This window comes from Faecalibacterium sp. An77 (assembly GCF_002161315.1).
In the GTDB taxonomy this organism is placed as follows: Bacteria; Bacillota; Clostridia; order Oscillospirales; family Ruminococcaceae; genus Faecalibacterium.
Genome location: NZ_NFHK01000005.1, coordinates 39,987 through 62,950 on the forward strand (window position 1 = coordinate 39,987; position 22,964 = coordinate 62,950).

Consider the following 22,964-nt stretch of genomic DNA (forward strand, 5'->3'; position numbering starts at 1 on the left):
AGAGGGCTCCGCTGTTTTGTTTACAGCTTGATGAGGGGCTGGGTGTAGGCGGTCCCCATGGGCTGGGGGGCGCGGCGGCAAAGGGCGGTGAAGTCGGAGGCGGCAGTCTGGGCCTCCACCGTCCGGGCACAGTCGGGATTCTCCTGAGCCAGCCGGGCCAGAGAGGGGGAGAGGGGAAGGCTGGCCCGGGCCAGCAGGCCGGTGGCCTCCCGCCGGGCGCCCAGCAAGTGCAGATAAGGGGGCAGGGAGGGCAGGGCCAGCCAGCCGGGCCCGGCCCCGGGGGTGCCGTAGCCCAGAACCGCATCCATCACCAGACGGCGCATCCGGGCTCGGGGATAGCGGACGGTAGTCAGGGCGTCCCACAGCCCTTCCAGGGTTACCGCCGAGCGGACGCTCTCCCGCAGGCGGTGTTCCAGCCCTTCGCTGGCGCCCCGCACCCCGGCGAAATCCCGCCGGGCCCGCAGCCGGGAGAGGGCTGCCAGGCTCACCGCCGAAAAGTCGGTGTACTGCCCGGCGGCATAGGCTTCCCGGTAGAGATGCAGGGCAGAGGCCGGCACATAGGGGGCCAGTGCCTCGGGGCCCTGCTCCGCCCAGAGGGCCCGCAGGGCGCTGGCACTGGCGTACCGGCCTGCGGTCTGGGCCTGGCCGTGGTTGGCGCCCTGCCGGGGAAGGGGCGCCGGGGTCAGAGGGGCATCCAGCTCCAGAATGGCCTTGCAGTACTCCACCGCCAGGTTGTTGTTGGGACGGTCCAGCAGGTCGGCCAGCCCGGCCCCGGGGCAGACCCGTTCCACCGCCGCCTGACGGGCCGCGGCAAAGCTGCGGGCGCCGGCGGCCAGCTGCTCTTTCAGGGCTTCCCGGTACGCAAGGGAGGCCAGCACCCGGGCGGTCCGGGTCAGCAGGTCGGCGTCGGGGGTCTCGGCGCCAAACACCAGGGTATCGCACCCCGCCGCCGCCAGCAGAGACACCCCCGCCCGGGCAAAGCTCTCGGCCCCCGACATGGCCCAGGGGGCCGGCAGGGCAAACACCAGGCTGGCCCCCGCCGTCAGGGCGGCTTGGGTACGCACCGGCTCGGGAAGAAGGGGCGGCGCGCCCCGCTGGGTCATGCCGCAGCTCATGGCCACCGCCACATGACGGGCTCCCATCTGCCGCGCGGTCTCCAGCTGCCAGCCGTGGCCGCTGTGAAAGGGATCGTATTCTGCTATGATGCCTGCAAAATCCATGGGTCCTCCTGGATGTTGTACACAAGTTTTTGCCTTTTTGGTGTTTTTCTCTTGAAAAGACATTGGCTCTATTATATAATGTAAATAATTAGAGCGCAATGGTTTGCGAAGCGCGGCAGTCAGGGAAATTCCCTGCCTTTTTCGTGTTGGAACAGACTCTTGGCGCTTTTCTTTGGAAGGATTTTTGTCAGGGGGCGCCGCCCCGCTGACCGCAATGTGAAACAGGAGGCTACACGAAGATGAAGATTCTGGTTATCAACTGTGGTTCTTCTTCCCTGAAATATCAGCTGATCGATATGGACGGCGAGAAGGTGCTCTGCAAGGGTCTGTGCGAGCGCATCGGCATGGAGAGCAGCATGATCACCCATGACGCCAACGGGAACAAGGCCACCACCCCCGCGATTTTCCCCACCCACACTGAGGCCTTCAACGAAGTGATCAAGAAGATGACCACCGGCGCCGGCAAGTGCATTGAGAGCGTGGAGGAGATCGACGCCATCGGCCACCGCGTGGTCCACGGCGGCGAGAAGTTCCAGTCCAGCTGCCTCATCACCGAGGAGGTCATCTCCACCCTGCGTGAGCTGAGCCCCCTGGCTCCTCTGCACAACCCCGCCGGCATCCTGGGCATCGAGACCGCCCGCAAGGTCTTCGGCACCAACGTGCCCCAGGTGGCTGTGTTCGACACCGCCTTCCACAGCACCATGCCCCCGAAGGCTTATATGTACGCCATCCCCTACGACTACTACACCAAGTACGGCGTCCGCCGCTACGGCTTCCACGGCACCAGCCACAAGTACGTCAGCCACAAGGCTGCCGACTACCTGGAGGAGCCCATCAGCCGCCTGAAGCTGATCACCTGCCACCTGGGCAATGGTTCTTCCATCACCGCTGTGGACCAGGGCCGCGTGGTGGATACCTCCATGGGCATGACCCCGCTGGCCGGCCTGATGATGGGCACCCGCTGCGGCGACCTGGACCCCTCGGTGGTCAACTACCTGAAGTACACCCTGGACATCACCGGCCACGAGCTGGATGAGATCCTGAACAAGAAGTCGGGCCTGCTGGGCATCTCGGGTGTTTCCAGCGATATGCGCGACGTGGAGAAGGCTGCTCGCGAGGGCAACAACCGCGCTTCTCTGGCCATCGATATGCTGACCTACCAGATCAAGAAGGTGGTGGGCAGCTACATTGCCTCCATGGGCGGCGTGGACGCCATCGTCTTTACCGGCGGCATCGGCGAGCATGACGACATCATCCGCGCCAAGATCTGCCACCACATGGATTGGCTGGGCATCCGCATCGACACCGACAAGAACCGCGATCCTCAGGGCGATGTCTGCGAGATCACTGCCTGGGGCTCCAAGGTCCGCACCCTCATCATCGCCACCAACGAGGAGCTGATGATCGCCCGCGACACCAAGGAAGTTCTGGAAAACCAGCACTGAGCCGCTGTTCCGGCTGAGGCCGGGCCAGCCTTCCGGGTACTGACCCCTGTTTGAACATTCCAAGGCCGCACGCCTGTATGGGCGCGCGGCCTTTTTGATGCGGGCGGCCCTGCGGCCAAAATGAAAAGTACGGCTTCTCCGGCTGGAAATGGAATTTGCGCGGCACGACTCTGTTTTTTGGTTGACAAATTGGGGAAAGCGGGGTACAATAAGGGAGTCCTCGACCCGAGGATGATATCATGCTTCAAGCCCCTGGTAGCTTACGATCGGCGCGATGGTCCCCAAAAACCAAGGTGTGGTTCCAATCCTTCCGCGGGCAAGAACAAAACAAGAGGAGATACTACAATGTTCGAAGACAAGACTTTAGTTTGCAAGGACTGCGGCAAGGAGTTTGTTTGGACTGCTGGCGAGCAGGAGTTCTATGCATCCCGCGGCTTTGAGAACCAGCCCCAGCGCTGCAAGGCTTGCCGTGACGCCCGCAAGAACGGTGTCCGTCCCGCCAGCACCGGCGAGCGCAAGATGTACGACGCTGTCTGCGCATCCTGCGGCAAGGCCTGCAAGGTTCCCTTCCAGCCCCGCGAGGACCGCCCCGTCTACTGCTCTGACTGCTTCGCACGCATCAAGCAGAACTAAGTTGTAACCCTGAAGGGCTCCTGCTGCCTCCGGACAGCGGGAGCTCTCTTTTTGTGATTGTGACCCGGTTACTTGCAAAGCCGGGGGCATTTGGGGTATCATAGAAGCACGATTGACACACTGACAGCACGAAAGGAACTGCGTCATGTTTGATATTTTCAATTCCGTCCGCAAGAACCACAGCGATGAGCCCTTCCAGGTGACCCGCCAGACCATCATCGGCGACATTCTGGATATGGACAGCACCACCGCTCCCTACTTCCTGGAGATCGGCATGCACTGCCTGGGCTGCCCTGCCTCCCGTGGGGAGAGCATCGAGGAGGCCTGCGCCGTCCACGGCGTGGACTGTGACGCCCTGCTCCAGAAGCTGAACGCCCATCTGTCGGGCAAAGCCCAGGGCTGAGATGGTCCTGGATGCACGGCTGGCAGCGGCCGCGGCGCTGGTGCGCCCGGGGCTGCCGGTGGCGGACATCGGCTGTGACCACGGCAAGCTGACCGCAGCGCTGGCCTGTTCGGGCCTGTACCCCAAAGTAATCGGTTCCGACCTGCGGCCTGGCCCTCTGGCCAAGGCCCGCCGGACCGTAGAGACGGCACACTGTCAAGACCGCGTCGAGCTTCGGCTGGGCGACGGTCTTTCTGTGTTGTCTGCGGGCGAGGTGGGGACGGTGGTCATCGCGGGGGTGTCGGCCCAGACCGCATGGGAAATGCTGGAGGCGGCCCCCTGGGTGTTTTCGCCCCAGGGGCCCCGTCTGGTGCTGATCCCCGCCACCCGCCACGACGAACTGCGCCGCTGGCTGGGGGAACATGGCTTCCGGCTCTGCTGTGACCGCCCGGTGGAGGCGGCGGGGCGGTGGTATGCGGTGATGGCTGCCGAATACGACGGCGTCCGCCGCACCCTGACCCTGGCCGAAGCCCTCTATGGCCAGACCGGCCAGTGGCCGGAGGCCGCAGGCTATGCCGCCAAGCAGCTGGAAAAACTGGTGAAACTGCGGCGGGGTGTGCCGGACGGCACCCCCGAGGCAGAGGAGATGGACCGACTGATCCAAGGAGGCTGAACCGATGGAGATCACAGTACAAATGGTTTATGAGGCCATGGCCCGGCTGGCCCCGCCCCAGCTGGCCGAGAGCTGGGACAATGTGGGCCTGCTGGTGGACTGCGGCCGGCCGGTGACCCGGGCCCTGACCACCCTGGACATCACCCCCGAGGTGGTGGAGGAAGCCGCCCGGCTGGGCTGCGAGATGATTGTCTCCCACCATCCGGTGATCTTTTCGCCTCTGAAAAAGCTGAGCAGCCGGGACGTGCCCTTCCTGTTGGTGCAGGCGGGGATCTCGGCCATCTGCATGCACACCAATTACGATGCCGCCGAGGGCGGCGTCAATGAGATCCTGGCAGAGCTGTTCGCCATGCGGGACCCTGAGCCCTTCGCCAATGGCTGTGGCCGGGTGGGGGAGATTGACCCCATTTCGGTGCCCCAGCTGGCGGCTCTGGCCCAGGACCGTCTGGGATGTTTCTGCGTCCCGCCCCTGGAGGGGCCGGCGGTCCAGGTGAAGTACACCGACAACGGCCGGCCGGTCCGGCGGCTGGCGGTCATCAGCGGGGCAGGGGGCAGTATGTTTGAGGACGCCCTGGCGGTGGGAGCCGACTGCCTGCTGACCGGCGAGGCCAGCCACCACGCCGCCTGCGACGCCAAACGGCTGGGCCTGGGACTGATCGCGGCGGGACACTACGCCACCGAATACCCGGCCGCCGCTGCCCTGGCGGCCCGCCTCCAGGAGGAAGTACCCGGTCTGGTGGCGGTGGCCAGCCGGGAAAATCGTGACCCCTTTACCTATTTGTAAAGGGGACTCCGTGAACACGAGAGGGGGAACACCATGGCACTGGATGCCGCAACGCTGGCACTGACGGCGGCCGAGTTGGGCCGCGTGGTGACCGACGCCAAAATTGCAAAGATTTTTGAGCCCACGCGGGACGAGCTGGTTCTGACCCTGCGCACCCGCACCGATACCTACAGCCTGCTCCTGTCGGCCCGCAGCGGGTCGGCCCGGGTCTGCCTCACCGACGAGAGCTTTGAAAACCCCGAGACCCCGCCCTCCTTCTGCATGCTGATGCGGAAGCATCTTACCGGCGGCCGGCTGACCGCCGTGCGGATGGAGCCGGGGGACCGGATTGTCTACTTTGACTTCCTCTGCACCAACGAGATGGGAGACCTGGTGACCAACACCCTCTGCGCCGAGCTGATGGGCCGCTACTCCAACCTGGTCCTGGTCCAGAGCGGGAAGATCATCGACGCCCTCAAGCGGGTGGACTTTGAGGACAGCGAAATCCGGCAGCTGCTGCCCGGCCTGGCCTATACCATTCCGCCCAAGCCGGCCCGGCCCGACTTCCTGGCCGCCAGCGCTGCCTCCATGGTGGCCCTGGCCTGCCAGAAGGACCTGCCGGTGGCCAGCGCCCTGAGCCGGACGGTGGCCGGGGTGGGCCCGGTGGTCTGCCGGGAAGTGGCCTGGCGGGCCTTTGGCCCGGAGGAGCTGACCGCCTGCGAGCTGGACGAAGGCCAGCGCCGCCGGCTGCTGGACGCCATCGAGGAACTGAAGGCCGAGCACGCCGCCGGCGGCGCTCCCTGCAGCGTGGTGAGCCCTGAGGGCAAGCCGCTGGAATTTACCTTCTTCCGGCCCCAGCAGTACGGCGCGGGCTATGAAATCCGGGAGTGGGGGTCCTTCTGTGAGATGCTGGAGGGCTACTACGCCGAAAAGGACCGGGCCGAGCGGCTGCGCACCAAGAGCAAGGAGCTGCACAAGGCGGTCCACAATATGTACGAGCGCGCCGTCCGCAAGCAGGCCGCCCGGAAAGAGGAGCTGGCCGCCAGCGAAAAGAGCGAGCAGCTGCGGCTGTACGGCGAACTCCTGTCCGCCAACCTCTACCAGGCCGAGAAGGGGATGCAGAGCATCACCGTTCCCAACTGGTACGACGAGGGCAAAGAGGTGACCATCCCGCTGGATGTCCGCTACACCCCCAGCCAGAACGCCCAGAACTTCTTCAAGGCCTACAAGAAGAAGCAGACCGCCGCCCGGATGCTGGTGGAACTGCTGTCCGAGGGCGAGAAGGAGATCGCCTATCTGGAGACCGTCCTCTATGAGGTGGAGAGCGCCCCGGGCGAGGCGGCTTTGAATGAGATTCGGGCCGAGCTCAAGAGCCAGGGCTACCTCAAGTACTACAAGCAGCGGGACAAAAAGCAGAAGCCCGCCGACTACTACCGGTACGTCTCCTCCGACGGCTTCGAGATTCTGGTGGGCCGCAACAACATCCAGAACGAGCGGCTCACCCTCCACACCGCCCGGGGCAAGGACCTGTGGTTCCACACCAAGAACGCCCCCGGCAGCCACACGGTGGTGATGAGCAACGGCCAGGACATTCCCGACCGCACCCGGGAGGAGGCCGCCCAGCTGGCGGTTCTCCATTCCAGCCAGGCCAAGGGAGTCAAGGTGGCGGTGGACTACACTGAGGTGAAGAACATCCGCAAGACCGGCGACCTGAAGCCCGGCATGGTCCTCTACGAAAAGTACGAGACGGCCTACATCACCCCCGACCCGTCCCTGATGGACAAACTGCACAAAAAGTAACGGAAATCCGCCCCGCCCTGGTTTCAGGGCGGGGTTTTGTGCTGTCCGGAAGGGCGGGGGAGAGCTTGTTCAGACGGGATGGCGGCCCAAACTGTCTGGCCCGCCAAAAATAAAGCAAGTTTTTTGTGGAAATTGTGGGTTTGCCTCTTGCGCTGGAACGCAATTTATAGTATCATAGGGAGGCAGGACGCCGCGCGGGACCGCGGCCGGACTTTGACGGCAGAGGGTTAAAAATCCCTCGCAAAAAAGTTTGATTTTTTTCAAAAAAGGTCTTGCAAAACAGGTCTAAGTATGGTAAAATACTTGACGGCTGCAAAGGGCTTGTGCGATACAAGTCGTGCAGGCCACGATATGCGATGATGCGGGAGGTTGCCGGCCGGCGGTGCCGAGTCGGGTTATTTCCGCGGAGTATGTCCGATCTAAGAACCGGGCGAAAGAATTACTGACAGTGAAGGGATATGTCCCCGCAGCATGGCTGCGACGCGGACCAATGTCCACTTGTCTTTGCTAGATTTCTTTCCGGGAAAACTGCGTGGCGGTTTACCGGCTTTTCTAATGCGAAGACGTGAGACACCCGGAACAGTGTGCAGTGATTGATCGAGTTGCCCATACTACACATTATCAGGAGGCACAACCAAATGGCAGTCAAGGAAAAGATCAGAATCCGTCTTCAGAGCTACGACGTTCAGCTCATCGATGCAGCAGCAGAGAAGATCGTTGAGACCGCAAAGCGCACCGGCGCCCGCGTGTCCGGCCCCATCCCCCTGCCCACCGACCGCGAAGTGGTCACCGTCCTGCGTGCAACCCACAAGTACAAGGACAGCCGCGAGCAGTTCGAGAGCCGCACCCACAAGCGTCTGATCGACATTCTGAAGCCGTCCAACAAGACGGTCGAGGCTCTGATGAGCCTCCAGCTCCCCGCTGGCGTGGACATCGAGATCAAGCTGTAAGGCTTGGCTTCATCGATGCCCTCGTTTCCCGAGGGGTCATGTTGGCGGTGACGTGCGCCGCCAACCAATAACCTTTACAGGAGGAAAAGAAAATGGTTAAAGGCATTATCGGCAAAAAGGTCGGTATGACCCAGCTGTTCGATGAGAACGGCAAGGTCATCCCTGTGACCGTCATCGAGGCAGGCCCCTGCACCGTCGTGCAGAAGAAGACTGTCGAGAGCGACGGCTATCAGGCTGTTCAGCTGGGCTTCGGCGAGGTTTCCGCCAAGAAGGTCAACAAGGCAGCCGCGGGCCACTTCAAGAAGGCTAATGTGGCCCCCAAGAAGACCCTCCGCGAGTTCCGTCTCGAGGATGTCTCCGGCCTGAATGTGGGCGATGTCATCAAGGCTGACGTGTTCGCCGCTGGCGACAAGATCGACGTGGCCGGCATCTCCAAGGGCAAGGGCTACCAGGGCGTTATCAAGCGCTACGGCCAGCACCGCCTGCGCGAGAGCCACGGCACCGGCCCTGTCGCACGGCATGCCGGCTCCAACGGCTCGACTTCGACCCCGAGCCGCGTCTTCCCCGGCAAGCGCCTGCCCGGCCACATGGGCTTTGTGCGGGTCACCGTGCAGAACCTGACGGTCGTCAAGGTTGACACCGAGAACAATCTGATCGCTGTCAAGGGTGCGGTCCCCGGTACCAAGGGCACCATCGTCACCCTGGCCAACAGCGTGAAGGCCTAAGGAGGAAAGCTACAATGGCAAAATTTGACGTAGTCGATCGGAACGGCAAAAAGGTCAGCGAGATCGAGCTTTCCGACGCCGTGTTCGGCATCACCCCGAACGAGAAGGCTGTTCACATTGCAGTTGTGAACTTCCTGGCCAACCAGCGCCAGGGCACCCAGAACACCAAGATCCGCAAGGAAGTCTCCGGCGGCGGCAAGAAGCCTTGGCGCCAGAAGGGCACCGGCCATGCACGCCAGGGCTCCATCCGCGCTCCGCAGTGGACTCACGGCGGCGTTGCTCTGGGCCCCAAGCCCCGCAGCTACAACTACCACATCAACAATAAGGTCCGCCGCCTGGCTCTGCTGAGCGTGCTGAGCGACAAGGCTGCCAACGGCAACATGATCGTGGTCGACAGCCTGGCCGTTGAGGCTTACAAGACCAAGGCTGTGGTCGCTATGCTGAACGCCGTGGGCGCCGGCAAGAAGAACCTGGTGGTCAACGAGACCGTCGATCCCATGTTCGTCAAGAGCGCCGCCAACATCCAGGGCGTCAAGACCACCTTCGCCGGCAGCGTGAACACCTATGACGTGCTGAACGCCGACAAGCTGATCATCAGCGAGGGCGCAGCGAAGAAGCTCGAGGAGGTGCTTGGCTAATGAAAACCGCACATGATATCATCCTGAAGCCGGTCATCACCGAGAACTCCATGGCTGGCATCGCTGATAAGAAGTACACCTTCAAGGTTGCTACCGACGCCACCAAGATCGAGATTGCCCAGGCAGTCGAGACTCTGTTCCCCGGCACCAAGGTCTCCAAGGTGAACACCATTTCGGTGCGCGGCCGTTTCCGCCGCCAGGGCCTGCACGGCGGTTACACCGCCGCCTCCAAGAAGGCCATCGTCACCCTGACCAAGGACTCCAAGGAGATCGAATTCTTCAACAGCATGGTCTGATGAAGATCCGGGCCCGCCGAGGGCCCCTCTATGGGGATATGACCCCGATAATAATTCATGAGATAAATTAAAGGAGAATAGCACATGGCTATCAAGAAATACGGCCCCACTACCCCGGGCCGCCGCGGCATGACCGTCACGGACTACAGCGTTCTGTCCAAGGTCGCCCCTGAGCGCAGCCTGCTGGAGCCCATGAAGAAGCACAGCGGCCGCAACAACACCGGCCGCATCACCGTCCGTCATCACGGCGGCGGCAACCGCACCAAGTACCGCGTCATCGACTTCAAGCGTCAGAAGCTGGATGTCCCCGCTACCGTGAAGACCATTGAGTATGATCCCAACCGCAGCGCTTTCATCTGCCTGATCGAGTACACCGACGGCGTCAAGAGCTATATCATCTGCCCCGAAGGCCTGAAGGTCGGCGATACCGTTATCAGCGGCGCTACTGCTGATATCAAGCCCGGCAACTGCCTGCCCTTCGAGAACATCCCCGTCGGTACCATCCTGCACAACATCGAGCTGTACCCCGGCCGCGGCGCCCAGCTGGTCCGCTCCGCCGGCAACATGGCTCAGCTGATGGCTAAGGAGAATGGCTACGCCCTGATCCGTCTGCCCTCCGGCGAGATGCGCAACGTTCCTCTGAACTGCACTGCTGTCATCGGCCAGGTTTCCAACATCGACCACGAGAACGTCAACCTGGGCAAGGCTGGCCGCAAGCGCCACATGGGCGTCCGTCCCGGCAGCCGTGGTTCTGTCATGAACCCCAATGACCATCCCCACGGCGGTGGCGAGGGCCGCGCCCCCATCGGCCACTCTGGTCCTATGACCCCCTGGGGCAAGCCCGCACTGGGCCTCAAGACCCGCAAGCACCACAAGCGCTCCGACAAGCTGATCGTGAAGCGTGCCGGCAAGTAAGAGAGGAGTGTAGACCATGGGTAGAAGTATTAAAAAGGGACCTTTCGTCCAGCCTGCTCTTATGAAGCACGTGGAAGCGATGAACGCTTCTGGCAAGAAGCAGGTCATCAAGACCTGGAGCCGGGCCTCCACCATCTTCCCCGAGTTCGTGGGCCACACTTTCGCCGTCCATGACGGCCGCAAGCATGTGCCTGTGTACGTCACCGAGGATATGGTTGGCCACAAGCTGGGTGAGTTCGTGCCCACCCGCACCTTCAAGGGCCACACCGGCAATTCGAAGTAAGAAGGAGGAACACAAACATGGAAGCTCGGGCAATTCTTCGTTATGCCCGCATTAGTCCTCGCAAGGTTTCGATCGTGATGGACCTCATCCGCAACAAGCCCCTGGACGAAGCGATGGCAATCCTGCAGTACACCCCGAAGGCCGCTTGTGAGCCCCTTCTGAAGCTGGTGAAGTCTGCAGCTGCAAATGCAGAAAACAACTTCAATATGGATAAGAACAACCTCTATGTGGCCGAGTGCTACGTCTGCCCCGGCCCCACGCTGAAGCGGATGATGCCCCGCGCCCAGGGCCGCGGCTACCGCATCCTGAAGCGCACCAGCCACATGACCGTCGTTCTGAAAGAGAAAGAGTAAGTGAGGAGGTAAACAAATGGGCCAGAAAGTTAATCCGCACGGACTTCGTGTCGGCGTTATTAAAGACTGGGACAGCCGCTGGTTTGCTTCCAAGAAGGACTTCAGCGATAATCTGGTGGAGGACCACAAGATCCGCACTGAGCTGAAGGCTCTGCTCAAGGACGCCGGTGTCCCCAAGATCGAGATCGAGCGCACTGTGGATTCTTCCACCTCCGCTCCCCGCGTTACCGTGAACGTCTACTGCGCTAAGCCCGGTATGGTCATCGGTAAGGGCGGTGAGGAGCGCGTCGCTCTGCAGAACAAGCTGACCAAGGAGTATGGCAAGACCGTCGTGGTCAACGTCATCGAGGTCAAGAGCCCCTCCACCAACGCTCAGCTGGTGGCTGAGGACATCGCCCGTCAGCTGGAGAACCGCGTCACCTTCCGTCGCGCCATGAAGCAGTGCATCCGCAATGCCATGAGCCCCCGCGACCGCAGCACCGTCCCTGCAAAGGGTATCAAGGCTATGTGCTCCGGCCGTCTGGCTGGCGCTGACATCGCCCGCACCGAGAGCTATCACGAGGGCACCATCCCCCTGCAGACCCTGCGCGCCGACATCGACTACGGCTTCGCAGAGGCAGCCACCACCTACGGCCGCATCGGCGTCAAGGTGTGGATCTACAAGGGCGAGGTCCTCAAGAGCGCCAAGAACGCTAAGAGCGCTCCTAAGAAGGAAGGAGGCAACAAGTAATGTTACTGCCTAAGCGTGTTAAGTACCGCCGCGTTCAGCGCGGCCGCATGACCGGCAAGGCCACCCGCGGCAACGTGGTGTGCCAGGGCCAGTACGGCCTTGTTGCCCTGGAGCCGGCCTGGATCACCTCTGCGCAGATCGAGGCCGCCCGTGTCGCCATGACCCGTTATATCAAGCGTGGCGGCAAGGTCTGGATCAAGATCTTCCCCGACAAGCCCGTTACTGAGAAGCCCGCTGAGACCCGAATGGGTTCCGGTAAAGGCTCGCCCGAGTACTGGGTGGCAGTTGTTAAGCCCGGCCGCGTGCTGTTCGAGCTGGCGGACGTCGATGAGGCTACCGCACGCGAGGCTCTGCGCCTGGCTATGCACAAGCTGCCCATCAAGTGCAAATTTGTTGTCCGCGAGGACTCCGTGAAGGAGGATGGCACCAATGAAGGCTAATGAACTCCGCGAAATGCAGCCCGCAGAGCTGACCAGCAAGCTGGCAGACCTGAAGGCCGAGCTGTTTAACCTGCGTTTCCAGCATGCCATCAACCAGCTGGAGAACCCCGGCCGCATCGAAGCAGTCAAGCGCGACATCGCCCGTGTGATGACCGTTCTGGCTGAGAAGCAGTAAGGAGGTCAGACGATGGAAGAACGTAATCTGCGCAAGACCCGCGTTGGCGTGGTCGTTTCCGACAAGATGGACAAAACCATCGTGGTTGCCGTGAAGGACAGCGTGCAGCACCCCCTGTACAAGAAGATCCTGAAGCGCACCGCTAAGTTCAAGGCTCACGATGAGAAGAACGAGTGCGGCATCGGCGACCGTGTGGAGATCATGGAGTGCCGCCCCCTGAGCAAGGATGTGCGCTGGCGCCTGGTCCGTATCGTTGAGAAGGCAAAGTAAGCTTTTCTCAACTCCGCTGCTTTGAACAGTTTGAAAGGAGAAGTCTGATATGATTCAGATGCAAACTTATCTCAAAGTTGCCGACAACACCGGTGCCAAAGAGCTGATGTGCTTCCGCGTGCTGGGCGGTACCCGCAAGAGATATGCAAATATTGGCGACGTCGTGGTCTGCTCTGTCAAGAAGGCAGCCCCTGGCGGCACCGTGAAGAAGGGCGACGTTGTGAAGGCTGTCATCGTGCGCAGCAAGCACGGCGTCCGCCGCGACGACGGGTCCTACATCCGTTTTGATGAGAACGCCGCCGTTATCGTCATGGCTGACAAGAGCCCCAAGGGCACCCGTATCTTTGGACCGGTGGCCCGTGAGCTGCGTGAGGCCGGCTACACCAAGATCCTGAGCCTGGCTCCGGAATCGCTGTAAGGAGGTTTTCTTATGAATAATCTTCATGTTAAAACCGGCGACAACGTTATGATCATCAGCGGCAAGGACAAGGGCCACACCGGCAAGGTTCTGCAGGTCAGCCCCTCCGAAGGCAAGGTCATTGTTGAAGGCCAGAACATGGTTACCAAGCACGTCAAGCCCCGCCGTCAGGGCGAGCAGGGCGGCATCGTCAAGGCTGAGGGCGCTCTGTACGCCTCCAAGGTGATGCCCATCTGCCCCAAGTGCGGCAAGGCTGTCCGCGTCGGCCATGTTGAGAAGGACGGCAAGATGGTCCGCGTCTGCAAGAAGTGCGGCGCTGAGCTGTAAGAGAGGAGTAGGAAACAATGGCTCGTTTGAAAGAACAGTATGTCAATGAGATTGCTCCTGCTCTGAACAAGAAGTTCGGTTACAAGAGCGTCATGCAGATCCCCAAGCTGGACAAGGTCGTCATCAACGTCGCTTGCGGCGAGGCCAAGGAGAACGAGAAGATCCTCGAGGCCGTCATGAAGGACCTGGCTCAGATCACCGGCCAGAAGGCTGTTGTCTGCCGCGCCAAGAAGAGCGTTGCTAACTTCAAGCTGCGCGCTGGCACCCCCATCGGCTGCAAGGTCACCCTGCGCGGCGACCGTATGTACGAGTTCGTCGATCGCTTCTTCAACGTCGCTCTGCCCCGTGTCCGTGACTTCCGCGGCATCAACGGCAACGCATTCGACGGCCGTGGCAACTTCGCCTGCGGCATCAAGGAGCAGATCATCTTCCCCGAGATCGACTTCGACAAGGTCGACGCCGTCCGCGGCATGGATGTCTGCTTCGTCACCACCGCTAAGACCGATGAAGAGGGCAAGGAGCTGCTGAAGGCTCTGGGCGCTCCCTTCGAGAACAACTAAGGGAGGAGATTAACCAATGGCAAAGCTGTCTATGAAGCTCAAGCAGGCCCGCCCTGCTAAGTTCTCCACCCGCGCATACACCCGCTGCCGCATCTGCGGCCGGCCCCACTCGGTGCTGCGCAAGTACGGCGTGTGCCGTGTGTGCTTCCGTGAGCTGGCCTACAAGGGCGAGATCCCGGGCGTCAAGAAGGCTTCCTGGTAATTTGACCGGGGCCTGACAGGTAGTTGGATACCCGCCCCGGGGCTGAAGGTTTCGGGGCGGTATCATTATAAAAAGAACACAAACAAACACAAACAACTAATCTAAGGAGGTTAGTGGCATGCAAATCACCGATCCTATCGCGGACCTGCTCACTCGCATCCGCAACGCCAGCACTGCCAAACACCCTTCTGTGGAGATCCCGGCTTCTAACATGAAGAAGGCCATCTGCCAGATCCTGGTCGACGAAGGGTACGTCAAGAGCATGCAGGTCAAGAACGACACCGTTCAGGGCACCATCGTGCTGAACCTGAAGTACCAGGCCAACGGCGAGCCTGTTCTGGCCGGCCTCAAGCGCGTGTCCAGGCCGGGCCTGCGCATCTACACCAACTGCGAGAATATGCCCCGCGTCATGAAGGGCCTGGGCATCGCAATCATTTCCACCTCGAAGGGCATCATGACCGATAAGGCCGCCCGTGCTGCGCACGTCGGCGGCGAGGTTCTGGCCTACGTGTGGTAAGAAAGGGGTAAAAGACAATGTCGAGAATTGGAAGAAAACCCATCGTCATTCCTGCCGGCGTCACTGTCACTGTCGATGAGGCAGCTCACACCGTCGCCGTCAAGGGCCCCAAGGGCAGCCTGAATTCCAACTATCATCCCCTGATGACCGTTAAGGTCGAGGGCAATGAAGTTTTGGTTACCCGCCCCAATGACGAGAACCTGGCCAAGAGCCTGCACGGCCTGACCCGCACCAACATCGCCAACATGGTGAACGGTGTTGTCAACGGCTACTCCAAGCAGATGGAGATCGTGGGCGTCGGCCTGCGCTGCCAGAAGCAGGGCTCCAACCTGGTCATGAACCTGGGCTTCTCTCACCAGGTGATCGTGTCGGATACTGACGACATCAAGATCGAGTGGCAGGACCCCAACAACTTCACCATTACCGGCATCGACAAGCAGAAGGTCGGCCAGTTTGCCGCTGAAGTCCGCGCCAAGAAGCCGCCCGAGCCCTACAAGGGCAAGGGCATCCGCTACAAGGGCGAGGTTGTCAAGCACAAGGAAGGCAAAGCCGGCAAGGGCAAGAAATAAGGTAAGGAGTGAAAGACAATGGTTAAGCAGATCGACAAGAACGAAGCCCGTCTTCGTCGTCATCGCCGCGTTCGCGGCAAGATCAGCGGCACCGCCGCTCGTCCTCGCCTGGATGTTTTCCGCTCCGCCAAGCACATTTACGCTCAGATCATCGATGATGAGAAGGGCGTGACTCTGGTGTCGGCGTCCACCATGGACAAGGACTTTGAAGGTTTCGGCGGCAACGTCGAGGCCGCTGCCCAGGTTGGCAAGAAGATTGCTGCCCGCGCTCTGGAGAAGGGCATCACTGAGGTCGTGTTCGACCGCGGCGGTTTCGTTTATCATGGCCGTGTCAAGGCCCTGGCTGACGGCGCCCGTGAGGGCGGCCTGAAGCTGTAACGAGAGGAGGAAGACAGTTATGGCTATGAGAAACCGTGAAGACGACGGCATGATCACCAAGGTGGTCTCCATCAACCGCGTGTCCAAGACCGTTAAGGGCGGCCGCATCATGAAGTTCGCCGCTCTGGTGGTCGTCGGCGACGGCAAGGGCACCATCGGCTACGGCATCGGCAAGGCGGGCGAAGTGCCCGAGGCTATCCGCAAGGGTGAGGCCGCTGCCAAGAAGAACATGTGCAAGATCGCCACTAAGGGCACCACTATCCCGCATGAGATCGTGGGCAAGTACGGCGCTGGCGCTGTCCTGCTCAAGCCCGCTGCCCCCGGTACCGGCATGATCGCTGGCGGCCCTGTGCGTGCCGTCATCGAGGCTGCTGGCATCAAGGACATCCGTGCGAAGTCCATGCGTTCCAACAACCCCATCAACGTTGTGTCTGCTACTTTCGCAGGCCTGTGCGGCCTGGTCAGCGCCGAGTCGGTCGCTGAGAAGCGGGGCAAGACCGTCAAAGAAATTCTGGGCTGAGGAGGGTAACACACCATGGCAGATAAGATGCTCAAGATCGAGCTGAAGAAGAGCCTGATTGGCCGCGGCAAGAAGCAGATCGCAACTGCCGAGGCCCTGGGCCTGAAGAAGCCGGGCGACGTCACCGTCCAGCCTGACAATGCCGCTACGCAGGGCAAGATCGCCAAGATCGGCTTCATGCTCAGCGTCACCGAAGCGTAACAGCAGGGGGTACACGCAATGAATCTTCATGAATTACACGCGATTCCCGGCGCCAACAAGGCTCGCACCCGCAAGGGCCGCGGCATTGGCTCGGGCAATGGCAAGACTGCCGGCTACGGCAGCAAGGGCCAGAAGGCCCGTTCCGGCGTCAAGCGCGCTGGTTTCGAAGGCGGCCAGATGCCGCTGCAGCGCCGTCTGCCCAAGGTCGGCTTTAACAACATTTTCGCTACCCGGTATGCCATCGTGAACGTGGCAGACCTGGAGAAGGTTTTCGAGGCTGGTGCTGTGGTTGATACCGAGGCACTGAAGGCTAAAGGCCTGGTCAAGAAGACCCTCGACGGCGTTAAGATTCTGGGTAACGGCGAGCTGACCAAGGCCCTGACCGTCAAGGCTGCAGCCTTTTCTGCTTCTGCCAAAGAGAAAATCGAGAAGGCAGGCGGGAAGGCTGAGGTGATGTAAGGTGTTTCAGACATTCCGAAACGCATGGAAAATCCCTGAGCTGAAGAGCCGTCTGCTCTTTACCCTGGGCATTCTGATCGTCTACCGTCTGGGCAGCGCGATCCCTGTGCCCTTCGTATCGGGCGATGCGCTCACTGCAATGTTCGCAAATGGCAGCATGCTGACCTACCTCGACATGATGAGCGGCGGCGCGCTGTCCCGGTGCACGATTTTCGCGTTAGGCGTCACACCCTATATCAATGCTTCCATTATTGTGCAGCTGCTGTGCGTTGCGATCCCGTATCTTGAAAACCTGGCCAAGGAATCCGACGGCCAGGCCAAGATCCGCCAGATCACCCGCTATGTGGGCGCCGGCATTGCACTGGTGCTGAGTATCGGCTACTATTTCCTGGTGCGCAACATGGGCGCCCTCAAGTACACCGCCGGCGCGGCTGGCATCTTCACCGCCATCGTGGTGATCCTGACCTTTACCGCCGGCGCACAGCTGACCACCTGGTGCGGTGAGCAGATCGATGACAAGGGCATCGGCAACGGTGTCTCCCTCATCATCTTCGCTTCCATCGTGTCCAACTGGTCGTCGGTTACTACCATGGTCACCGACATGCTGACCCGCGCTTCCAGCGGTCAGCCGCTGTACTACGTGCTGCTGCCGGTGCTGGCGGTTCTGGCTCTGGCCGTGGTGGTGTTCATCGTCATCATGACCAACGCCGAGCGCCGCATCACCATCCAGTACGCACGCCGTGTTGTGGGCCGCAAGCAGATCGGCGGGCAGAACAGCTATCTGCCCCTCAAGCTGAACATGAGCGGCGTCATGCCCATCATCTTCGCCAGCACCTTCTGCTCGATCCCCGGCACCATCGGCAGCTTCATCAACGTCGACCCCGTAGAGCACCCCATCTGGTACGCATTCTTCAGTACCTTCAACTACACCTCGGCGCTCTATGTGATCGTCTATGTTCTGCTGATCGTCGCGTTCAACTATTTCTACGTTTCCATCCAGTACAACCCGATTGAGATCGCCAACAATCTGCGCCGCAACAACGGCTCGATTCCCGGCTTCCGTCCCGGCAAGCCCACCAGCGATTTCATCATCAAGACGCTGAGCAAGATCACCATGATCGGCGGTGTCTTCCTGGCACTCGTGGCTGTACTGCCCATCATCCTGGGCAATGTGACCGGCGTGGCTATCCAGCTTGGCGGTACCAGCATGCTGATCGTGGTTGGTGTCGCTCTGGACACCACCCGCAGCCTGGACAGCTATATGACCATGCGCAACCACAAGGGTTTCCTGGGCTGATGATTTCCTGACGGGAATTTCCCAAACAGAATACACACCGTCGTCAAAGGCACTGGAAAAGAGAGGCACCCTCGATTTTTCAGTGCCTTTGTTTATATCACGTGATAAGACAGGTAAGAAAGGAGCATGGAAATGAATCTCATTCTGTTAGGCGCCCCGGGTGCGGGCAAGGGCACCCAGGCCGAAGTCCTCACCGCAAAGCTGGGCATCCCGGCCATTTCCACCGGCAACATTCTGCGGGCCGCCGTCAAGGAGGGCACCGAGATGGGCCTGAAGGCCAAGAGTTACATGGACGCAGGCGGCCTGGTGCCCGATGACGTCATCATCGGCATCCTGAAGGACCGGCTGGCACAGCCCGACTGCGCCAAGGGCTTCATTCTGGACGGCGTGCCCCGCACCATCGCCCAGGCCGAGGCCATCGAGCGGATGGGCATCCGCATTGACAAAGTTCTGGATCTGGCCGTGGATGAAGAGGTCATCTTCAACCGGATGAGCGGCCGCCGCGTCTGCGAGAAGTGCGGCGCCAGCTACCACATCCACACCAAGCCCAGCAAGGTGGAGGGCGTCTGCGACAGCTGCGGCGGCCAGCTGGTCACCCGCAAGGACGATCAGCCCGAGACGGTGCGCGACCGTCTCAAGGCCTACCACGCCCAGACCGAACCCCTGATCGACTTCTACCGCAGCCGCGGCAAACTGGCCGTGGTGGAGAGCGGCAGCACCGTCGAGGCTACGACGGCGGAAGTGATGAAAGCCCTGGAGGCATAAGCATTGATTCAGATCAAAAACGCAAAAGAACTGGAGGGCATGCGCCGGGCCAACGCCCTGAGCGCCGCTGCCCTGAAGTACGGCGGCGAGCACATCGAGGCCGGCATGACCACCTGGGAGCTGGATAAGCTCATCTATGAGTTCATCGTCAAGCACGGCGGCACCCCCAACTTCAAGGGGCTGTACGGCTTCCCCGGGTCGGCCTGCATCAGCCTGAACGACACCGTCATTCACGGCATCCCCTCCCATGACATTATCATCCGCCCGGGTGACATCGTCAGCATTGACACCGGCGCCAAGGTGGACGGCTTCAACGGTGACAACGCCTGCACCTTCCCGGTGGGCAAGGTGGACCTGGAGGCCCAGCGCCTGCTGGACGTCACCAAGGAGGCCCTGCACCTGGGCATCGCCCAGGCCAAGGCTGGCAACCGCATCGGCGACATTGGCCACGCGGTCCAGACTTATTGTGAGGAGGCCGGCTTCTCGGTGGTGCGGGAGTTCGTGGGCCACGGCACCGGCCGTGAGCTCCACGAGGACCCCGAAGTGCCCAACTACGGCAACCCCGGCCGCGGCCCGCGGCTGGTGCCGGGCATGACCATCGCCATCGAGCCGATGATCTGTCAGTACGGCCCCAAGGTCAAGACTCTGTCCGACGGATGGACCGTCAAGACCAAGGACGGCGGCCTGGCTGCTCATTTTGAGCACTCGGTGGCCATCCTCCGGGACCACACCGAAATCATGACCCTGGGCTGGGAAGACCCGGACTTTACCCTCTGATTCCGCTGCGAATCGGAACGGACAGGGGAGGGCGCTTCGCCCCGGCGAAATGCACAAAAAGGAAAGATTTCCGCTCTTGAAAAAGGGCGGAAATTTTTATCGGAAATACGAAAAAACCCCTTGCATTCTGCAGCAAAAAGGTGTATAATTCACTAATGGCTGTGGAGGCCAGATGCTTTCTCGGCAAGCAGGGTCATTCTGCTTGTTTGCGGATTTTGTGCCGCTCAGAGGGAAGTATGTGGCGCTCACTGCCCCCGTCCGCACAAGACAAACTGAGCAGATCCATAAGGAGGCAAATAGCTTGTCTAAAGAAGACGTTATCGAGATTGAAGGCATCGTGCGCGAAGCGATGCCCAACGCCATCTTTAAGGTGGAAATGTTGAGCGAGGATAAGGCCACCGGGAAGCTCACGCCCAGCGGCCACACCCTGCTGGCGCACATCTCCGGCAAGCTGCGGACCAACTTCATCCGCATCCTGCCCGGCGATAAGGTCACAGTCGAAATGTCGCCCTACGATCTGACGAAGGGCCGCATCACCTGGCGTTCCAAATAAACGCCAGGACCAACCAAAAGGAGGTTCAACATCATGAAGGTCAAACCTTCCGTGAAGCCCATCTGCGAAAAGTGCAAGGTCATCCGCCGCAAAGGCCGCGTGATGGTCATCTGCCAGAACCCCAAGCACAAGCAGCGCCAGGGCTAATCAGCCGGCGCTAGGGGGTCAAGTGCGTAGAGTCCCGGCGCAGACCCCGACACTGACATGGGATCATTTTTGGAGGAAATTATTATGGCACGTATTGCCGGCGTTGACCTGCCCCGCGAGAAGCGGATCGAGATAGGTCTCACCTACGTCTACGGGATCGGCCGCACCACTGCGGACAAGATCCTGGCTGCCACTGGCATCAACCCCGATACCCGCGTGAAGGATCTGACCCGTGAGGAAGAAGCCAAGATCCGTGATTATATCGACCAGGCCAACATCATCGTTGAGGGTGACCTGCGCCGCAACGTCGCACTGGACATCAAGCGTCTGGTGGAGATCCAGTCTTACCGCGGCATTCGCCATCGCAAGAATCTGCCCTGCCGTGGCCAGCGCACCAAGACCAATGCCCGCACCTGCAAGGGTCCCAAGCGCACGGTCGCTAACAAGAAGAAGTAAGGAGGATTTGAGAAATGGCTAATGCTAATAACGCCAAAAAAGGCGCTGTCCGTACCAAGCGCAGAGAGCGCAAGAACGTTGTCGCTGGTCAGGCTCACATCCAGTCTACCTTCAATAACACTGTGGTCACCATCACCGACCTGCAGGGCAACGCTATTTCCTGGTGCTCCTCGGGCAGCCTGAACTTCCGCGGCAGCCGCAAGAGCACTCCGTTTGCTGCACAGTCCGCAGCTGAGACCGCTGCCAAGACCGCAATCGAGCATGGCATGAAGACCGTTGAGGTCTACGTCAAGGGCCCCGGCGCTGGCCGTGAGTCCGCGATCCGTGCGCTGCAGGCCACCGGCCTGGAGGTCACCCTGATTAAGGACGTGACCCCCATCCCCCACAATGGCTGCCGGCCCCCGAAGCGCCGCCGTGTCTGATTGAAGGAGGAAACTAAATTATGGCAAAGAATACGCAGCCTATCGCAAAGCGTTGCAAGGCCCTGGGCATTTCTCCTGCAGTCATGGGCTATGCAAAGAAGAATACTACCCGCAACTCCAATGGCAACATGCGCAAGAAGCAGTCTGAGTATGCCATGCAGCTGAAGGAGAAGCAGAAGGTCAAGTTCATCTACGGTGTTCTGGAGAAGCAGTTCCGCAACACCTTTGAAAAGGCCGCTGCCCGTCCTGGCCAGACCGGTGAGAACCTGCTCCAGATGATGGAGTGCCGTCTGGACAACGTCGTGTTCCGTCTGGGCTACGCTCAGACCCGCCGCGACGCTCGTCAGCTGGTCTCCCACGCCCACTTCACCGTCAACGGCAAGAAGGTCAACATCCCCTCTTACCAGGTGAAGGCCGGCGACGTGGTCGAGGTCCGCGAGTCCAGCCGTTCTTCGGCTAAGTTTGCCAAGCTGACCGGCCCCGAGGCACCCGTTGTGGCTCTGCCCGCCTGGCTGGAGCGCGAGGCCGGTACCCTGAAGGGCACCGTTACCCGTCTGCCCGAGCGCAGCGACATCGATTACGAAGTCGCCGAGCATCTCATCGTCGAGCTGTACTCCAAGTAATCCCATTGGGCGGATGCCCGCAGGGACAGCCCGCCGGATTCTTTTCAGAATTGCAGAATGGGCCGATGGTGACGTCGGTTTTACAAGGAGGACATTGATATGATGGAGATTGAACGTCCCAAAATCGAAACGGCGAGCCTCTCGCCTGACGGCCGCTACGGTAAATTCGTAGCAGAACCTCTGGAGCGCGGTTTCGGCATCACGCTGGGCAACAGCCTGCGCAGAGTTCTTCTGTCTTCTCTGCCCGGTGTCGCCGTGACCAGTGTCAAGATCGACGGCGTAGTCCACGAGTTCTCCACCATTGAGGGCGTCAAGGAAGACGTTACCGAAATTGTCCTGAACCTGAAGGGTATTGCTGCAAAGCTGTACTCTGACGGCCCCAAAACGGTGCGTGTCGAGGCAGTGGGCCCCTGTGAGGTCACTGCTGACAGCATCAAACAGGGCGACGAGATCGAGATCCTGAATCCTGAATGGCACATTGCTACCCTGGGCGAGGGCGGCCGGCTCGTCATGGAGCTGACCTTCGACAAGGGCCGCGGCTATGTGCCCGCAGAGCGCAACAAGCAGAGCATCGTCGAGAAGAATGACATCAATACTCTTCCCGTCGACAGCATTTATACCCCCGTGCTGAAGGTGAACTACAGCGTGGACAACACCCGCGTAGGCCAGATCACCGACTACGACAAGCTGACCCTCGAGGTTTGGACGGATGGCACGATCAACGCGCAGGAGGCTGTGAGCCTTGCCGCCCGCGTGCTGACCGAGCACCTGAACCTGTTCGTCAACCTGTCGGACGAAGCCGCCGGCACTGAGATCATGGTGGAGAAGACCACCGACGACAAGGAAAAGGCCCTCGAGATGACCATCGAGGAGCTGGACCTGAGCGTCCGGTCCTTCAACTGCCTGAAGCGTGCAGGCATCAACACGGTGGAAGACCTGGTCAGCAAGAGCGAGGACGAAATGATGAAAGTCCGCAATCTGGGCCGCAAGAGCCTGGAGGAAGTCATGGCGAAGCTTGACTCGCTCGGCTTCAAGCTGAACACAGACGATGATAACTAAAATTGTTTAAGGAGTGAAACGGG

General features: G+C 60.7%; 37 protein-coding genes. 36 read left to right on the forward strand and 1 reads right to left on the reverse strand.

Annotated features, from left to right (window positions below; genetic code table 11):
• Window positions 1-20: 20 nt before the first annotated feature.
• Complete coding sequence (locus tag B5G28_RS03300) at window positions 21-1,220, reverse strand: nucleotidyltransferase family protein (protein ID WP_087246310.1); 1,200 nt, start codon at window positions 1,218-1,220, stop codon at window positions 21-23.
• A 239-nt stretch (window positions 1,221-1,459) separates the two neighbouring features.
• On the opposite strand from B5G28_RS03300, the gene B5G28_RS03305 reads away from it, so the two are divergent.
• The 36 genes from B5G28_RS03305 (at window position 1,460) to B5G28_RS03480 (ending at window position 22,941) form a co-directional block, all read left to right on the forward strand.
• Window positions 1,460-2,665, forward strand: a complete 1,206-nt coding sequence (locus B5G28_RS03305) for an acetate kinase (protein WP_087246311.1) — start codon at window positions 1,460-1,462, stop codon at window positions 2,663-2,665.
• A gap of 345 nt (window positions 2,666-3,010) precedes the next feature.
• The gene (locus B5G28_RS03310) at window positions 3,011-3,298 is read left to right on the forward strand and encodes a zinc-ribbon domain containing protein (protein WP_087246312.1); all 288 of its coding nucleotides are present in this window, start codon (window positions 3,011-3,013) and stop codon (window positions 3,296-3,298) included.
• Between the two features lie 145 nt (window positions 3,299-3,443).
• On the forward strand, window positions 3,444-3,701 hold the full coding sequence (locus tag B5G28_RS03315; protein WP_087246313.1) for a DUF1858 domain-containing protein: 258 nt from the start codon (window positions 3,444-3,446) through the stop codon (window positions 3,699-3,701).
• Between the two features lies 1 nt (window position 3,702).
• A complete protein-coding gene (locus B5G28_RS03320; RefSeq protein ID WP_087246314.1) occupies window positions 3,703-4,353 on the forward strand; it encodes a class I SAM-dependent methyltransferase in 651 nt (216 codons plus the stop codon).
• A 4-nt stretch (window positions 4,354-4,357) separates the two neighbouring features.
• The gene (locus B5G28_RS03325; RefSeq protein WP_087246315.1) at window positions 4,358-5,137 is read left to right on the forward strand and encodes a Nif3-like dinuclear metal center hexameric protein; all 780 of its coding nucleotides are present in this window, start codon (window positions 4,358-4,360) and stop codon (window positions 5,135-5,137) included.
• A gap of 33 nt (window positions 5,138-5,170) precedes the next feature.
• Window positions 5,171-6,916 (forward strand): NFACT RNA binding domain-containing protein, encoded by a 1,746-nt coding sequence (locus B5G28_RS03330; protein WP_087246316.1) that lies wholly within the window; start codon window positions 5,171-5,173, stop codon window positions 6,914-6,916.
• Between the two features lie 638 nt (window positions 6,917-7,554).
• Window positions 7,555-7,866, forward strand: coding sequence for a 30S ribosomal protein S10 (rpsJ, locus tag B5G28_RS03335; RefSeq protein ID WP_087231854.1), 312 nt, complete (start codon window positions 7,555-7,557; stop codon window positions 7,864-7,866).
• Between the two features lie 92 nt (window positions 7,867-7,958).
• On the forward strand, window positions 7,959-8,591 hold the full coding sequence (gene rplC, locus B5G28_RS03340) for a 50S ribosomal protein L3 (protein ID WP_087246317.1): 633 nt from the start codon (window positions 7,959-7,961) through the stop codon (window positions 8,589-8,591).
• A gap of 14 nt (window positions 8,592-8,605) precedes the next feature.
• Complete coding sequence (gene rplD, locus B5G28_RS03345; RefSeq protein WP_087246318.1) at window positions 8,606-9,229, forward strand: 50S ribosomal protein L4; 624 nt, start codon at window positions 8,606-8,608, stop codon at window positions 9,227-9,229.
• Window positions 9,229-9,525, forward strand: coding sequence for a 50S ribosomal protein L23 (gene rplW / locus B5G28_RS03350; protein WP_087231864.1), 297 nt, complete (start codon window positions 9,229-9,231; stop codon window positions 9,523-9,525). The genes rplD and rplW overlap by 1 nt, the downstream gene beginning before the upstream one ends.
• An 84-nt stretch (window positions 9,526-9,609) precedes the next feature.
• Window positions 9,610-10,440, forward strand: a complete 831-nt coding sequence (gene rplB / locus B5G28_RS03355; protein WP_087246319.1) for a 50S ribosomal protein L2 — start codon at window positions 9,610-9,612, stop codon at window positions 10,438-10,440.
• 16 nt (window positions 10,441-10,456) lie between these two features.
• Window positions 10,457-10,723, forward strand: a complete 267-nt coding sequence (gene rpsS, locus B5G28_RS03360; RefSeq protein ID WP_087246320.1) for a 30S ribosomal protein S19 — start codon at window positions 10,457-10,459, stop codon at window positions 10,721-10,723.
• A gap of 17 nt (window positions 10,724-10,740) precedes the next feature.
• Window positions 10,741-11,076: a 50S ribosomal protein L22 gene (rplV, locus tag B5G28_RS03365; protein WP_087231873.1), complete on the forward strand. Its 336-nt coding sequence runs from the start codon at window positions 10,741-10,743 to the stop codon at window positions 11,074-11,076.
• A gap of 16 nt (window positions 11,077-11,092) precedes the next feature.
• Window positions 11,093-11,806 carry a 30S ribosomal protein S3 gene (rpsC, locus tag B5G28_RS03370; protein ID WP_087246321.1) on the forward strand — a complete coding sequence of 238 codons (714 nt, stop codon included), beginning with the start codon at window positions 11,093-11,095 and terminating at the stop codon, window positions 11,804-11,806.
• Window positions 11,806-12,246 (forward strand): 50S ribosomal protein L16, encoded by a 441-nt coding sequence (rplP, locus tag B5G28_RS03375; RefSeq protein WP_087231879.1) that lies wholly within the window; start codon window positions 11,806-11,808, stop codon window positions 12,244-12,246. The genes rpsC and rplP overlap by 1 nt, the downstream gene beginning before the upstream one ends.
• The gene (gene rpmC / locus B5G28_RS03380; RefSeq protein ID WP_087246322.1) at window positions 12,236-12,421 is read left to right on the forward strand and encodes a 50S ribosomal protein L29; all 186 of its coding nucleotides are present in this window, start codon (window positions 12,236-12,238) and stop codon (window positions 12,419-12,421) included. The genes rplP and rpmC overlap by 11 nt, the downstream gene beginning before the upstream one ends.
• A 12-nt stretch (window positions 12,422-12,433) precedes the next feature.
• Window positions 12,434-12,691, forward strand: coding sequence for a 30S ribosomal protein S17 (gene rpsQ / locus B5G28_RS03385; RefSeq protein ID WP_087246323.1), 258 nt, complete (start codon window positions 12,434-12,436; stop codon window positions 12,689-12,691).
• 49 nt (window positions 12,692-12,740) lie between these two features.
• Window positions 12,741-13,109 (forward strand): 50S ribosomal protein L14, encoded by a 369-nt coding sequence (rplN, locus tag B5G28_RS03390; RefSeq protein WP_087246324.1) that lies wholly within the window; start codon window positions 12,741-12,743, stop codon window positions 13,107-13,109.
• A gap of 12 nt (window positions 13,110-13,121) precedes the next feature.
• Window positions 13,122-13,436, forward strand: coding sequence for a 50S ribosomal protein L24 (gene rplX / locus B5G28_RS03395; RefSeq protein ID WP_087246325.1), 315 nt, complete (start codon window positions 13,122-13,124; stop codon window positions 13,434-13,436).
• A 17-nt stretch (window positions 13,437-13,453) separates the two neighbouring features.
• Window positions 13,454-13,996: a 50S ribosomal protein L5 gene (rplE, locus tag B5G28_RS03400; protein WP_087246326.1), complete on the forward strand. Its 543-nt coding sequence runs from the start codon at window positions 13,454-13,456 to the stop codon at window positions 13,994-13,996.
• A gap of 16 nt (window positions 13,997-14,012) precedes the next feature.
• Window positions 14,013-14,198, forward strand: coding sequence for a type Z 30S ribosomal protein S14 (locus B5G28_RS03405; RefSeq protein WP_087231894.1), 186 nt, complete (start codon window positions 14,013-14,015; stop codon window positions 14,196-14,198).
• A 118-nt stretch (window positions 14,199-14,316) separates the two neighbouring features.
• Window positions 14,317-14,715 carry a 30S ribosomal protein S8 gene (gene rpsH / locus B5G28_RS03410; protein ID WP_087246327.1) on the forward strand — a complete coding sequence of 133 codons (399 nt, stop codon included), beginning with the start codon at window positions 14,317-14,319 and terminating at the stop codon, window positions 14,713-14,715.
• Between the two features lie 17 nt (window positions 14,716-14,732).
• The gene (gene rplF, locus B5G28_RS03415; protein ID WP_087246328.1) at window positions 14,733-15,284 is read left to right on the forward strand and encodes a 50S ribosomal protein L6; all 552 of its coding nucleotides are present in this window, start codon (window positions 14,733-14,735) and stop codon (window positions 15,282-15,284) included.
• Window positions 15,285-15,302: 18 nt separating this feature from the next.
• Window positions 15,303-15,662 carry a 50S ribosomal protein L18 gene (gene rplR, locus B5G28_RS03420; RefSeq protein ID WP_087246329.1) on the forward strand — a complete coding sequence of 120 codons (360 nt, stop codon included), beginning with the start codon at window positions 15,303-15,305 and terminating at the stop codon, window positions 15,660-15,662.
• 19 nt (window positions 15,663-15,681) lie between these two features.
• Entirely contained in the window at window positions 15,682-16,182 is a 501-nt protein-coding gene (gene rpsE, locus B5G28_RS03425; RefSeq protein WP_087246330.1) for a 30S ribosomal protein S5, read from the forward strand.
• A gap of 15 nt (window positions 16,183-16,197) precedes the next feature.
• Window positions 16,198-16,383: a 50S ribosomal protein L30 gene (gene rpmD / locus B5G28_RS03430; protein WP_087246331.1), complete on the forward strand. Its 186-nt coding sequence runs from the start codon at window positions 16,198-16,200 to the stop codon at window positions 16,381-16,383.
• 18 nt (window positions 16,384-16,401) lie between these two features.
• On the forward strand, window positions 16,402-16,842 hold the full coding sequence (gene rplO / locus B5G28_RS03435) for a 50S ribosomal protein L15 (RefSeq protein WP_087246332.1): 441 nt from the start codon (window positions 16,402-16,404) through the stop codon (window positions 16,840-16,842).
• Window position 16,843: 1 nt separating this feature from the next.
• Complete coding sequence (gene secY, locus B5G28_RS03440) at window positions 16,844-18,139, forward strand: preprotein translocase subunit SecY (protein WP_087246333.1); 1,296 nt, start codon at window positions 16,844-16,846, stop codon at window positions 18,137-18,139.
• A gap of 132 nt (window positions 18,140-18,271) precedes the next feature.
• Entirely contained in the window at window positions 18,272-18,904 is a 633-nt protein-coding gene (locus B5G28_RS03445; RefSeq protein WP_087246334.1) for an adenylate kinase, read from the forward strand.
• A 3-nt stretch (window positions 18,905-18,907) separates the two neighbouring features.
• Window positions 18,908-19,681: a type I methionyl aminopeptidase gene (gene map / locus B5G28_RS03450; RefSeq protein WP_087246335.1), complete on the forward strand. Its 774-nt coding sequence runs from the start codon at window positions 18,908-18,910 to the stop codon at window positions 19,679-19,681.
• 301 nt (window positions 19,682-19,982) lie between these two features.
• Window positions 19,983-20,234 carry a translation initiation factor IF-1 gene (gene infA / locus B5G28_RS03455; protein ID WP_087246336.1) on the forward strand — a complete coding sequence of 84 codons (252 nt, stop codon included), beginning with the start codon at window positions 19,983-19,985 and terminating at the stop codon, window positions 20,232-20,234.
• Between the two features lie 33 nt (window positions 20,235-20,267).
• Window positions 20,268-20,381: a 50S ribosomal protein L36 gene (rpmJ, locus tag B5G28_RS03460; protein WP_005921832.1), complete on the forward strand. Its 114-nt coding sequence runs from the start codon at window positions 20,268-20,270 to the stop codon at window positions 20,379-20,381.
• Window positions 20,382-20,465: 84 nt separating this feature from the next.
• Window positions 20,466-20,837: a 30S ribosomal protein S13 gene (gene rpsM / locus B5G28_RS03465; RefSeq protein WP_087246337.1), complete on the forward strand. Its 372-nt coding sequence runs from the start codon at window positions 20,466-20,468 to the stop codon at window positions 20,835-20,837.
• A gap of 14 nt (window positions 20,838-20,851) precedes the next feature.
• Window positions 20,852-21,259 carry a 30S ribosomal protein S11 gene (rpsK, locus tag B5G28_RS03470; RefSeq protein WP_087246338.1) on the forward strand — a complete coding sequence of 136 codons (408 nt, stop codon included), beginning with the start codon at window positions 20,852-20,854 and terminating at the stop codon, window positions 21,257-21,259.
• A 20-nt stretch (window positions 21,260-21,279) separates the two neighbouring features.
• Window positions 21,280-21,882 carry a 30S ribosomal protein S4 gene (gene rpsD / locus B5G28_RS03475; RefSeq protein ID WP_087246339.1) on the forward strand — a complete coding sequence of 201 codons (603 nt, stop codon included), beginning with the start codon at window positions 21,280-21,282 and terminating at the stop codon, window positions 21,880-21,882.
• Window positions 21,883-21,981: 99 nt separating this feature from the next.
• Window positions 21,982-22,941 (forward strand): DNA-directed RNA polymerase subunit alpha, encoded by a 960-nt coding sequence (locus B5G28_RS03480; protein ID WP_087246340.1) that lies wholly within the window; start codon window positions 21,982-21,984, stop codon window positions 22,939-22,941.
• Window positions 22,942-22,964: the final 23 nt, after the last annotated feature.

Coding starts and splice junctions, on each gene's coding strand:
- rplP (WP_087231879.1), top strand. CDS start 11,806: ATGTTACTGCCTAAGCGTGTTAAGTACCGCCGCGTTCAGCGCGGCCGC.
- rpmJ (WP_005921832.1), top strand. CDS start 20,268: ATGAAGGTCAAACCTTCCGTGAAGCCCATCTGCGAAAAGTGCAAGGTC.
- rplW (WP_087231864.1), top strand. CDS start 9,229: ATGAAAACCGCACATGATATCATCCTGAAGCCGGTCATCACCGAGAAC.
- rpsQ (WP_087246323.1), top strand. CDS start 12,434: ATGGAAGAACGTAATCTGCGCAAGACCCGCGTTGGCGTGGTCGTTTCC.
- rpsM (WP_087246337.1), top strand. CDS start 20,466: ATGGCACGTATTGCCGGCGTTGACCTGCCCCGCGAGAAGCGGATCGAG.
- rplC (WP_087246317.1), top strand. CDS start 7,959: ATGGTTAAAGGCATTATCGGCAAAAAGGTCGGTATGACCCAGCTGTTC.
- B5G28_RS03300 (WP_087246310.1), bottom strand. CDS start 1,220: ATGGATTTTGCAGGCATCATAGCAGAATACGATCCCTTTCACAGCGGC.
- rpsD (WP_087246339.1), top strand. CDS start 21,280: ATGGCAAAGAATACGCAGCCTATCGCAAAGCGTTGCAAGGCCCTGGGC.
- rplV (WP_087231873.1), top strand. CDS start 10,741: ATGGAAGCTCGGGCAATTCTTCGTTATGCCCGCATTAGTCCTCGCAAG.
- B5G28_RS03325 (WP_087246315.1), top strand. CDS start 4,358: ATGGAGATCACAGTACAAATGGTTTATGAGGCCATGGCCCGGCTGGCC.
- rpsJ (WP_087231854.1), top strand. CDS start 7,555: ATGGCAGTCAAGGAAAAGATCAGAATCCGTCTTCAGAGCTACGACGTT.
- B5G28_RS03330 (WP_087246316.1), top strand. CDS start 5,171: ATGGCACTGGATGCCGCAACGCTGGCACTGACGGCGGCCGAGTTGGGC.
- rplD (WP_087246318.1), top strand. CDS start 8,606: ATGGCAAAATTTGACGTAGTCGATCGGAACGGCAAAAAGGTCAGCGAG.
- rplO (WP_087246332.1), top strand. CDS start 16,402: ATGAATCTTCATGAATTACACGCGATTCCCGGCGCCAACAAGGCTCGC.
- rpsC (WP_087246321.1), top strand. CDS start 11,093: ATGGGCCAGAAAGTTAATCCGCACGGACTTCGTGTCGGCGTTATTAAA.
- B5G28_RS03305 (WP_087246311.1), top strand. CDS start 1,460: ATGAAGATTCTGGTTATCAACTGTGGTTCTTCTTCCCTGAAATATCAG.
- rpmD (WP_087246331.1), top strand. CDS start 16,198: ATGGCAGATAAGATGCTCAAGATCGAGCTGAAGAAGAGCCTGATTGGC.
- rplE (WP_087246326.1), top strand. CDS start 13,454: ATGGCTCGTTTGAAAGAACAGTATGTCAATGAGATTGCTCCTGCTCTG.
- B5G28_RS03405 (WP_087231894.1), top strand. CDS start 14,013: ATGGCAAAGCTGTCTATGAAGCTCAAGCAGGCCCGCCCTGCTAAGTTC.
- rpsH (WP_087246327.1), top strand. CDS start 14,317: ATGCAAATCACCGATCCTATCGCGGACCTGCTCACTCGCATCCGCAAC.
- rpsS (WP_087246320.1), top strand. CDS start 10,457: ATGGGTAGAAGTATTAAAAAGGGACCTTTCGTCCAGCCTGCTCTTATG.
- B5G28_RS03310 (WP_087246312.1), top strand. CDS start 3,011: ATGTTCGAAGACAAGACTTTAGTTTGCAAGGACTGCGGCAAGGAGTTT.
- B5G28_RS03480 (WP_087246340.1), top strand. CDS start 21,982: ATGATGGAGATTGAACGTCCCAAAATCGAAACGGCGAGCCTCTCGCCT.
- rpmC (WP_087246322.1), top strand. CDS start 12,236: ATGAAGGCTAATGAACTCCGCGAAATGCAGCCCGCAGAGCTGACCAGC.
- B5G28_RS03315 (WP_087246313.1), top strand. CDS start 3,444: ATGTTTGATATTTTCAATTCCGTCCGCAAGAACCACAGCGATGAGCCC.
- rplF (WP_087246328.1), top strand. CDS start 14,733: ATGTCGAGAATTGGAAGAAAACCCATCGTCATTCCTGCCGGCGTCACT.
- rpsK (WP_087246338.1), top strand. CDS start 20,852: ATGGCTAATGCTAATAACGCCAAAAAAGGCGCTGTCCGTACCAAGCGC.
- rplB (WP_087246319.1), top strand. CDS start 9,610: ATGGCTATCAAGAAATACGGCCCCACTACCCCGGGCCGCCGCGGCATG.
- rplN (WP_087246324.1), top strand. CDS start 12,741: ATGATTCAGATGCAAACTTATCTCAAAGTTGCCGACAACACCGGTGCC.
- B5G28_RS03445 (WP_087246334.1), top strand. CDS start 18,272: ATGAATCTCATTCTGTTAGGCGCCCCGGGTGCGGGCAAGGGCACCCAG.
- rplR (WP_087246329.1), top strand. CDS start 15,303: ATGGTTAAGCAGATCGACAAGAACGAAGCCCGTCTTCGTCGTCATCGC.
- rpsE (WP_087246330.1), top strand. CDS start 15,682: ATGGCTATGAGAAACCGTGAAGACGACGGCATGATCACCAAGGTGGTC.
- rplX (WP_087246325.1), top strand. CDS start 13,122: ATGAATAATCTTCATGTTAAAACCGGCGACAACGTTATGATCATCAGC.
- B5G28_RS03320 (WP_087246314.1), top strand. CDS start 3,703: ATGGTCCTGGATGCACGGCTGGCAGCGGCCGCGGCGCTGGTGCGCCCG.